Below are 11,240 nucleotides of genomic sequence, written 5' to 3'. Positions count from 1 at the left end.
TGCAACGCCAGCTCCGGCTCATGCTCCAGCGCCGCGACCATGGCCTCCAGCAGCTGGTTCATCTGCCCGCAGATCCGCGCCGCGCCAATGTCTGCTGGGGTCATGGCCACCAGGCGGAAGCCATCACCCAGGTCGTCCACGTTCAGGCTCAACGGGTAGTTGGTACGTTCCTGCCCTTCCAGCACCTCGATGCCTTGCCAGCCCTGGCGCTGCTCGGCACTGCTTTCAGCGCCATGGCGATAATTGAGCATCGCGCTGAACAGCGGCAACGGCGCAGCCACGCCACTGCAACGCTGGGCCAACGCCAGGGAGGCATGCTCGTGGGCCAGCAGCGCGCTCAGGCGCTGATGGGTCGCATGGGCCGCCGCGCGCAGGCTGACACCGCCCAGGTCAACCCGCAGCGGCAAGGTGTTGATGAACATGCCCAGTGCCCGTTCGGCGCCCTCGCCGCCTTGCAAGCGGCCGAGCAGCACGGTGCCGAACACCACGGTGTCCTTGCCGCTGGCCGCGGCCAGCAGGCGCGCCCAGGCCAGGTGGAACAGGCTGGCGACGCTGATGCCCAGCCCCCGTGCCTGGCGACGCAGGCCGGCGGCGAGCGCGGCCGACAACGGCAGTTTGGCCTCCTGCATGCCGCGGCCGTCGCCTTGCACATCGCTCAGGCCGAATGGCAGGGTCGGCTCATCGATATCGGCCAGCTGCGCGCGGAAGAACGCTTCGTGCTCGGCCTGGCTGATGCCCAGGCGGGCCTGGGCCACGTAGTTGCGGTAGGGCGCGGGAGAATGCAGGGGCGCTGGGTTGCCTTGCATGAAGGCAACCAGCTCTTCGCCTATGACTTCCAGTGCGGTGTGGTCGAGCACGATGTGGTGGAATTGCAGGGTGGCGTCGATGGCGCCTGCGGTCGGCGTATAGAGGAGGCGCAGCAGTGGCGCGGTGCTCAGATCGAGTATTGCGCCGCAGGTTTCCCCGGCAAGACCCGCCGCCCCAGGGGCTGCAGCGTGCTCAAGAACGGCGAGCGGAGCATGCCGCCAGACCACTTGCACAGGCTGTGGCAGGCCGTCCCAAAGCACGGCGGTGCGCAGCACATCGTGACGCGCAATCACCTGGTCCAGTGCGCTGGCAAAGGAATGCAAGCGCTCAAGGCTGTCGAAGCGCAACCGCGAATACAGCACGTACGGGTCGTGTTCGGCTGCGCTCAGGTGGTGGTAGAGAATGCCTTCCTGCAGCGGCGCCAGCGGATAGATGTCCTGCACGTTGGCAGCGCCCCCCGGCACGCTGGCGACGATACGGTCGATGGCCGCCTGGTCGAGGTCGATCAGGCTGAGTAGCGCCGGGGTAATGTGGATACAGTCGGCGGCAATGCGGTTCTCGGGCACCTCGACCTGCTGGCTCTGGCCCAGGGTGGCCGCCAGCGCGGCAAGGGTCGGCTGGCCGAACAAGGTCCGCACATCGACCTGCAGGCCCTCCAGGCGCAAGCGGGCCGTAAGGCTCACGGCCAGCAGCGAGTGGCCGCCCAGCGCGAAGAAGTTGTCATGCCGGCCCACCTGCTCTACCCCCAGCAGCTCCGCCCACAGCCCTGCCAGCAGCGCTTCGGTGCGGCCTTGCGGGGCTTCGTAGGGGCGCTGTTGCAAGGTGGCATCCGGCGCGGGCAATGCCTTGCGGTCAAGTTTGCCATTCGGTGTCAGTGGCAGGCTGTCGAGGTGGATGTACAGCCCCGGCACCATGTACTCCGGCAGCTGTGCCAGCAGCGCCTGGCGCAGGCTGTCCGCCGGCTGCGCTGCACCGGTGTAGTAAGCGACCAGGCGTTCATCGAACGCCAGCACCACGGCTTCGCGCACTGCCGCCACGCGGGCCAGGCACGCCTCGATCTCACCGGGCTCGATACGCAGGCCGCGAATTTTCACCTGATGGTCGTTGCGGCCCAGGAATTCGAGGTTGCCGTCAGCCCGCTGGCGCACCAGGTCGCCGCTGCGGTACAGCCGTTCGCCGGCCACGAACGGGCTGGCAATGAAGCGCTCGGCCTGCTGCTGGGCCAAGCCCAGGTAGCCACGGGTGACGCCGGCGCCGCCGATGTGCAGGTGGCCGGCCACGCCCCACGGAACGGGCTGGTCGCGGCCGTCCAGTACATAGAGCTGGGTGTTGTCGATCGGGCGGCCGATGGGCAGTACGCCTTCTGGCAGCGCCGCATCGGGCTCCAGGGTCCAGGCGCTGCAGTCGACTGTCGTCTCGGTGGGACCATAGACGTTGTGCAGCCGCACGCCCGGCAGGCGCTGACGCACCAAGGCGGCCAAGCCCGGGGTCAACTCGCCACCGCCACAGACGATATCGCTGAGGCTGCTGCAATCTGCACTCTGTGCGTGCTCAAGGAATTGCTGCAGCAGCGCTGGCACGAATTGCACCACGTTCACCTGCTGCGCCTGGATCAACTGCGCCAGGTAATGCGGATCACGCTGGCCATCCGGGCGAGCCAGTATCAGGCGCAGGCCGCTGCACAGTGGCCAGAACAGTTCCCACACCGAAGCGTCGAAGCTCACCGGGGTCTTGTGCAGCACACTGCCGCCTGCCACCACGGCGCACAGGCGCTGGCTCCAGTGCACCAGGTTGACCACGTTGCGGTGTTCGACCATCACGCCCTTGGGCAGGCCGGTGGAACCGGAGGTGTAGATCACATAGGCCAGGTGGTGCGACGCCAGGCCAGGTACGCGAGGGTTGCTGATCGGCTGGGCATGCCAGGCCGACGCGTCCAGATCGATCAGCGGTGCCCGCGAAGACTGCACCACGTCACGGGTGGCGCCGTGCACCAGCACTGCCAGCGGCGCGCTGTCCTCCAGCATGTGGCGGATACGTTCTGCCGGGTAGCCCGGGTCGACGGGCACGTAGGCCCCGCCCGCCTTGAGGATGGCCAGCAGGCCGACGACCAGCGACAGCCCGCGCTCGACGCAGATCGCTACCCGGTCGTCGGGTTTCACCCCGAGCCCGATCAGGTGATGGGCCAGGCGGTTGGCCTGCTCGTCGAGCTGACGGTAGCTAAGCTGGCCCTCTTCGGCCACCAGGGCCAGCGCATCCGGCGAAACACGCACCTGTGCTTCGAACAGGCTGTGCAGAGGGTGTTGCAGGTCGTGCTGCAGCACCGTGGCGTTGGCTTCGACCAGCAGCAGCTGGCGCTCCTGCGCGGCCAGAACCGGCAGTTGCTGCAAGGGCAACTGCGGCTGCTGCTCAAGGGCGTCAAGCACACCGACCAGCACCTGCAGCAATTGCTCACAGACGCGCTGCGCGCCCACCTGCGCGGTGACTTGCGCGGTCATGCGCAGGCCATCACCCAGGTCGTCGACGTTGATGCTCAGCGGGTAGTGGCCATGCCCGCCGCTCGGCAATGCCTCGATGCCCTCCAGGGCCTCGCGTTGCACCTGCTGCTCGGCAGCACTCGCGCCATGCCGGTAGTTGAGCATCGCGCTGAACAGCGGCAACGGCGCGGCCACGCCGCTGCAGCGCTGGGCCAAGGCGAGGGACGCGTGTTCATGCACCAGCAGTGTGCTCAGGCGCTGGTGGGCCTGGCGCACCCCATCGCGAACGCCCAGGCCATCCAGGTCCAGGCGCAAGGGCAAGGTGTTGATGAACATGCCCAGGCCCCGGTCGGCACCGGCCCCCCCTTGCAGACGACCGAGCAGCACCGTGCCGAACACCACGCTGTCCTTGCCGCTGGTGGCCGACACCAGGCGTGCCCAGGCCAGGTGCAACAGGCTGGCGGCACTGACACCCAGTTGCTGGGCCTGGTTGCGCAGGCGTTGATAGTCGCCAGCCCCCAGTTGCACGGTGGCCAGGTCGAAACCACCGGCCTGGGCGTGAATGTCGGTCAGGCCGTACGGCAGGGTCGGTTCAGTGATGTCGGCCAGCTCGCCGCGGAAGAACGCTTCGTGCTCGGCTTCACTGATGGCCAGGCGCGCCTGGGCCACATAATTGCGGTAAGGCACCGGGGCCTGGGTCGGCGCTTGGTCGCGCAGATGGTCGCGGATTTCTTCGAGGACCACCTTCATGGCGGTGTGGTCGAGGACGATGTGGTGGAATTGCAGGGTGGCTTCAAGGCGTTGGTTATCAGCCGGCTGGCTATGGAGCAGGCGGATCAGTGGGGCCGTGCACAGGTCAAACGTCGCGGTGGATGCTTCGCGGGCAAGGCCCGCTCCCACAGGAGCAGCAGCGTGCTCGAGGATGGCGAGTGATGCCTGGCGCCAGACCACTTGCACCGGCTGGCGCAGGCCGTCCCACAGCACCGCGGTGCGCAGCACGTCGTGGCGAGCGATGACCTTGTCCAGGGCGCTGGCGAAGGCTTGAAGCCTTGCCGGGCAATCGAACGCGATGCGCCATTGCAGCAGGTACGGGTCTGCACCGGCAGCGCTGAGGTGGTGGTAAAGAATGCCCTCCTGCAGCGGCGCCAGCGGGTAGATGTCCTGAACGTTGGCGGCGCCTCCCGGCACCGTGGCGACGATGCGCGCGATGCTGGCCGGGTCCAGGTCAATCAGTGGCAGCATGTCCGGGGTAATCTGCGTGCAGCCCGCCGGAATACGGTTCTCGGGGACCGTTACGGGGCGAACATTGCCCAGTGCCGCAGCGAGCGCGGCCACGGTCGGCTGGCCGAACAGCACCCGCACGTCGGTTTGCAGGCCCTGTTGGCGCAAGCGCTCGATCAGGGTCACGGCCAGCAACGAATGGCCGCCCAGTTCGAAGAAGTTGTCGTGGCGCCCTACCCGCTCGACACCCAGTACCTCGGCCCAGATCGCCGCCATGGCCGTTTCGGTCTGGCCCTGCGGCGCGGCATAGCCGTGGCTGATCAAGTCGGCGGTATCCGGCTCAGGCAATGCACGGCGGTCGAGCTTGCCGTGGCTGGTCAGCGGCAGCTGCGCCAGGCGGATCAACGCCTGCGGCAGCATGTGCGCCGGCAAGCTGGCCTGCAGCGCCTGGCGCAGGCTGTCGAGTTGCACCGGCGCGGTCTCGGTGAACCAGGCCAGCAAGCGCTCGTCACGCACCAGCACCACGGCATCGTCGATACAAGGTTGTGCCTGCAGGGCTGCCTCGATTTCACCCAGTTCCACGCGCACGCCGCGGACTTTCACCTGGTCGTCGTTACGGCCCAGGTAATCCAGGGTGCCATCGGCGTTCCAGCGCACCAGGTCGCCGCTGCGGTACATGCGGGCCCCCGGCTTGCGGCTGAACGGGTCGTCGAGGAAGCGCTCGGCCGTCAGTTCGGGCCGGTTGAAGTAGCCACGTGCGACCTGCGCACCGCCGATATACAGCTCACCGGTTACCCCGATCGGCACCGGCTGGCGGTGTTCGTCGAGCACGTAGACGCGGGTGTTGGCGATGGGCTGACCAATGTGCAATGCCGCACCGGGCAGCACCTTGCCGGAGGTGGCAACGACCGTGGTTTCGGTCGGGCCGTAGTTGTTCACCAGGTCGAAGCCGGGGTCGCGGTCGAACTGGCGCAGGCGATCGCCGCCGATCAGCAGGGTGCGCAAAGTCGGGTGCTGGCGGTCACGGCGCAGGGCCTGTTCGGCCAACGGAGTGGGCAGGAAGCTGACGGTGAGTGGCTGCTGCAGCCACCAGTCGAGCAATTCGTCGACATGCTCATTGCCGATCGGCGCAGGCGGCAGGTGCAAGGTGGCACCGGCGCACAAGGCCGGCCAGACCTCCCAGGCCATGGCGTCGAAGCCGAAGCCGGCGACGCTCGAGGTGCGCTCGCCGGCACGCAGGGCGAAGGCCTGGCAGTGCCAGTGCACCAGGTTGGCCAGGGTCTGATGCTCGATCATCACGCCCTTGGGCTGGCCGGTGGAGCCGGAGGTGTAGACCACATAGGCCAGCGCGTGGGCATCGAGCCCAGCCACCTGCGGGTTGCTGTCAGACGAGTGCCAGGCGGTTGCATCGTCCAGATCGAGGCGGGGAACGTCGCCCGGCAAGCCGGTGAGGCTCGATTCGGCCAGCAACAAGGCCGGGGCGCTGTCACTGAGCAGGTAGGCGATGCGTTCGGCCGGGTAGCTGGGGTCCACCGGCACGTAGGCAGCACCGGCCTTGAGCGCGGCCAGCAGGCCGATCACCCGTTCCATACTACGCGGCAGGCACAGGGCAACCCGGTCGCCACGCTGCACGCCGTGCTCGATCAGGCGGTGCGCCAGGCGGTTGGCACGCTGGTTCAGTTCGCCGTAACTCACGGCCTGGCCGGCCTGGGCAAGCGCCGAGGCATCGGGCGTGCGGGCAGCCTGGGCTTCGACCATGGCATGCACCGTCTGCCCTTGCGGGTACTCGCGGGCGGTGTCGTTGAAACCGCCGAGCAGCTGTCGGCGGGCCTCATCGCTGAGGATCGACAGGCTGTCCACTGGCGTGGCCTGCCCTTGCTCCAGCGCCTGCAGCAATTGGCCAACCGCAGCGGTCATCCACTCGACCACCCGGGCCGCGCCGATGCCCTCGACTGCCAGCACGCTGAAACTAAACCCTTCGCCCAGGTCGTTGACGCTCAGGGTCAGCGGGTAATTGCTGCGCTCTTCGCCGCCGAGCAGGCGCACGCCTTCCCAGATGCCCTCGCCTTCGCGCGGCGCATCGGCTGCGCTGTGGCGGTAGTTGAGCAAGGCGCTGAACAAGGGTGCCGAGGCCGCCACGCCGCTGCAACGCTGAGCCAGCGCCAGTGGCGCGTGCTCATGGCCGAGCAGCGCCGACAGGCTGCGGTGCGTCGCGCGCACCGCAGCCTGTGCCGAGGCGCGGGTATCGACCCGCAGTGGCAAGGTGTTGATGAACATGCCCAGCGCCCGGTCGGCACCCTCGCCACCCTGCAGCCGGCCCATCAGCACGGTGCCGAAGACCACGTCATGGCGGTTGGCGAGCCCCCCCAGCACCCGCGCCCAGGCCAGATGCATCAGGCTTGCGGCGCTGACACCCAGTTGCCGTGCCTGGCCGCGCAGGCGCCGGCTGATGTCGGCCTCCAGTGCCGCAAAGGCCGTTTCGATACCGCGCCCATCGCCTTGTACATCGGCAAAGCCCAGTGGCAAGGTTGGCTCGTCGACATCCGCCAGCATCTCGCGGAAGAACGCTTCATGGCCGGCCTGGTCAGCCAGGCGTGCCTGGGCCACGTAGTTGCGGTAAGGCACTGCCGCCGGCAGGCTGTCGGCCTGGCCGAACAGCAGCGCGCGCATTTCCCGGGCGACCACGTCCATGGCGGTGTGGTCGAGGGTCAGGTGGTGGAACAGCAAAATGGCCACCACCTGCTGGTTGCCGGGGTCCAGGCTGTAATACAGGCGGGTGAGCGGTGCCTGGGCCAGGTCCAGGCGGTAATGACGGGCGTCGAAGCGCGCGTGCAACTGCTCGATGCGGGCGACACCCGGCTCATCGCCCAGGTCGTCGATTTCGCGAACGACCAGCTCAGCCGTGCGCCACACCACCTGCAACGGCTGCGCCAGGCCCTGCCAGAGCACCGAAGTGCGCAGGATGTCATGGCGGTCAATCACCTGCTGCAAGGCGCCGGCCCAGGCCAGCAGGCGCTCGACGCTGTCGAAGGCCAGGCGGGTCTGCAGCAGGTAGGGGTCGCCTTGCTCGGCACTCAGGTGGTGGTAGAGGATGCCTTCCTGCAACGGCGCCAGCGGGTAGATTTCCTGCACGTTGGCAGCGCCACCGGGCACCGTGGCGACCACCGCGTCGATCGCCGCCTGGTCCAGCTCGATCAGGCTGAGCAGGTCTGGCGTGATGCGTTCGGCACCGTACGGCACCCGGTTGGCCGGCACCTTGGCTTCATGGCCGATCCCCGCCGCACCGGCGAGCGCAGCCAGGGTCGGCTGGGCGAACAACACCCGCACGTCGATCACCAGGCCGGCCTTGCGCAAGCGTTCGACCAGGGTCACCGCCAGCAACGAGTGGCCGCCCAGTTCGAAGAAATTGTCGTGGCGCCCTACCCGCTCGACGCCCAGCACCTGGGCCCAGATCGCGGCCATGGCCGCTTCGGTCGCGCTTTGCGGTGCCTCGTAGGCCTGGCCGGCCAGCAGGGTGCTGTCGGGCTCGGGCAGTGCGCGGCGGTCGAGCTTGCCGTGGCTGGTCAGTGGCAGTTCATCCAGGCGCATGAATGCCAACGGCACCAGTTGCGCCGGCAGGCTGGCCTGCAGGGCCTGACGCAGCCGTTCGAGGTCAACCGGGGCCGTCTCGGTGAACCAGGCCAGCAGGCGCGCTTCGCGCACCAGCACGACGGCATCGGCGATGCCCGGTTGCGCGGCCAGGGCGGCTTCGATCTCGCCCAGTTCCACCCGCACGCCGCGTATCTTCACCTGGTCATCGTTGCGTCCCAGGTAGTCGAGCGTGCCGTCAGCGTTCCAGCGCACCAGGTCGCCGCTGCGGTACAGGCGGGCATTGGCAACTTCGCTGAACGGGTCGGGCAGGAAGCGCTCTTCGGTCAGTTCGGGGCGGTTGAAATAGCCGCGTGCGACCTGCGCGCCGCCGATAAAGAGCTCACCGGTGACGCCCACCGGTACCGGCTGCAGCCCTTCATCGAGCACATACACCCGGGTGTTGGCGATTGGCCGGCCGATATGCAAGGCGCCGCCTGGGGCGAGCTGGCCGGAGGTAGCCACCACAGTGGTTTCGGTCGGGCCATAGTTGTTGACCACCGCAAAACCGGGGTCGCGCTCGAATTGGCGCAGCCGATCACCGCCAACCAGCAGGGTGCGCAGGGTCGGGTGCTGGCGGTCGCGGCGCAGGGCCTGCTCGGCCACCGGTGTGGGCAGGAAGCTGACCTGCAGCGGTTGCTGCAGCCACCAGTCGAGCAACTCGTCGACATGCTCGTTGCCGATCGCTTCAGGTGGCAGGTGCAAGGTGGCGCCAGCACACAGGGTCGGCCAGACTTCCCAGGCCATGGCGTCGAAACCGAAACCGGCCACGCTGGCGCTGTGTGAACCGGCTACCAGATCGAACGCCTGGCAGTGCCAATGCACCAGGTTGGCCAGTGTGTGGTGCTCGATCATCACGCCTTTGGGCTGGCCGGTGGAGCCGGAGGTGTAGACCAGGTAAGCCAGATGCTGTGCATCAAGGCCTGGCAGTACCGGGTTGGTTTCGTCCGCGGCGAATGCGTGGGGCTGATCCAGGTTCAGGCGGGGCACGTCCGTCAGGTTTTCGATGGCAGCCGTGGCCAGCACCAGGGCAGGCGCACTGTCAGCCAACAGGTAGGCGATGCGCTCGGCCGGGTACGTCGGGTCCACCGGTACGTAGGCGGCACCGGCCTTCAACACGGCCAGCAGGCCGACCAGGCGCTGGGCGTTGCGTGGCAGGCACAACGCAACCCGGTCACCCACCTTGACGCCCTGGCCGATCAACTGGTGAGCAAGCTGGTTGGCGCGCCGGTTCAGCGCGCCATAGCTCAGCACCTGCCCGGCCTGCATCAACGCCGGCGCGTCTGGCGTGCGGGCGGCCTGGGCCTCGATCAAGGCATGCACGGTCTGGCCCTGCGCATAGCGCTGAGCGGTGTCGTTGAACCGGTGCAGCACCTGTTCACGTTCCAACGCCGGCAGCACCGCCAGCCCCTGCAGGGGCGCTGCGGGGTTGTCCTCCAGCGCTTCGACCAAGGCACCCAGCACCTGTTCGAACTGCCCGCACAAGCGTGCAGCGCCCCATTGCGGCAGGCTCTGCACGGTCAGGCGCAGGTCGTCGCCGAGGTCGTCGACGCTGACGGTCAGCGGGTAGTCGGTGCGTTCTTCGGCACCGACGATATCGATGCCCGGTGCCACCGGGATGACCTCGGCGGCATCCCCGGCCGCGCTGTGGCGGTAGTTGAACATGCTGTTGAACAGCGGCGCCGGCGCGGCCACGCCGCTGCAGCGCTGGGCCAGGGCCAGCGAGGCCTGCTCATGGCCGAGCAAGGCGGTAAGCCGCCGATGGGTGGCCAGCAGCGCGTCGCGCACGCCGTGCTGGCCGAGGTCGATACGCAGCGGCAAGGTGTTGATGAACATGCCCAACGCTTGCTCGCTGCCATCACCGGTGGTCATGCGCCCCAACAGGACGCTGCCGAACACCACCGCCTGGCGCGCCGACAGTTGCCCAACCAGGCGCGCGAAGCCCAGGTGCAGCACGCTCGCCGGGCTCACCCCGAGCGACCGCGCCTGGCTGCGCAGGCGCTGGCTGAGGGCGGCCGGCAAGGTCAGGTGCGCCTGCTCCAGGGCCTGGTCGCCTTTGTCCTGCAGGCCGAAGGCCAGGGTCGGCTCGTCGAGGTCGGCGAGCATATCGCGGAAGAAGCGCTCATGGGCCTGCTCGTCCAGCGCCAGGCGCGCGGCGGCCAGCACATTGCGAAACGGCATGGGTGCCGCCAGTTGCGCCGACTCGCCGGCCAGGTGGGCCTGGATCTCGCGGCGCACGATGTCCAGCGCGGTATGGTCCATCACCAGGTGGTGGAACATCAGCAAGGCCACCCAGGCCTCGCCTTCCCCCTTGGCGTGCATCAATTGCATCAGTGGCGCCTGGCGCAAGTCGAGGCGATAGTGGCGTGGGTCGAAACGCTCGCACAACCGGGCCAGCGCCTGGCTGCCGTCGACCGCGATGGCCTCACGCACCAGCGACGCCTCACGCCACACCACCTGCACCGGCTCGTCCAGGTACTCCCAGTGCAGCGCCGTGCGCAGAATGTCGTGGCGCTGGATCACCCATTGCAGGGCCTCGGCGAAGGCCTCCAGGTGCGCCTTGCTGGTGAAGCGCAGTTGCACCTGGGCCAGGTACGGGTCGCCGTCGCTGGCCGCCAGGTGCTGGTACAGCATGCCCTGCTGCAGCGGTGCCAGCGGGTAGATGTCCTGCACGTTGGCCGCACCGCCCGGCACACTGGCGACGATGCGGTCGATGGCCTGCTGGTCGAGTTGCACCAGCGGCAGCATGTCGGGGGTGATTTGAAACGCCGGGCTCAGCCAGTCGTCGTCGCGTTCGGCAAGCATCTCCAGCAAGGCCGGCTTGTGCCGTGACAGTGCCTCCCACAGGGTATCGTCCAAGGTTTCGTCATCCCCCAGGACGATCAGGTCCTGGTCTTCACGCTGGAGTCGGATCGCACGGGTGGAAAGAGCAGCCATCAGTTCGCTGAAGAGCATCGGTAAGCATCCTGCTTTGCCTGGAAATGGGAATCGGGGACACGCTAAAGGATCGTGACCGGTCGGTCTGACATGGGAAGCGGGGACAATCGTGCGGGCAGGTCCGGCGCAGCGCGCAGCGCAGAACTCTGTGGTAGCGGGCTTGCCCCGCAAAGG

At 68.0% G+C, this 11,240-nt stretch carries 1 protein-coding gene; it reads right to left on the bottom strand.

All coding sequences use genetic code 11. The features are described from left to right. On the bottom strand, nucleotides 1–11,084 hold an 11,084-nt coding region (locus ACIPIJ_RS23845), incomplete at its 3' end, for an amino acid adenylation domain-containing protein (protein ID WP_401081327.1). Between the last annotated feature and the right edge of the window lie 156 nt (nucleotides 11,085–11,240).

This window comes from Pseudomonas sp. NPDC087185 (assembly GCF_044744955.1).
Lineage (GTDB): Bacteria > Pseudomonadota > Gammaproteobacteria > Pseudomonadales > Pseudomonadaceae > Aquipseudomonas.
Note: the sequence above shows the minus strand (reverse complement) of the source record. Positions and strands in the feature narration are given on the sequence as shown.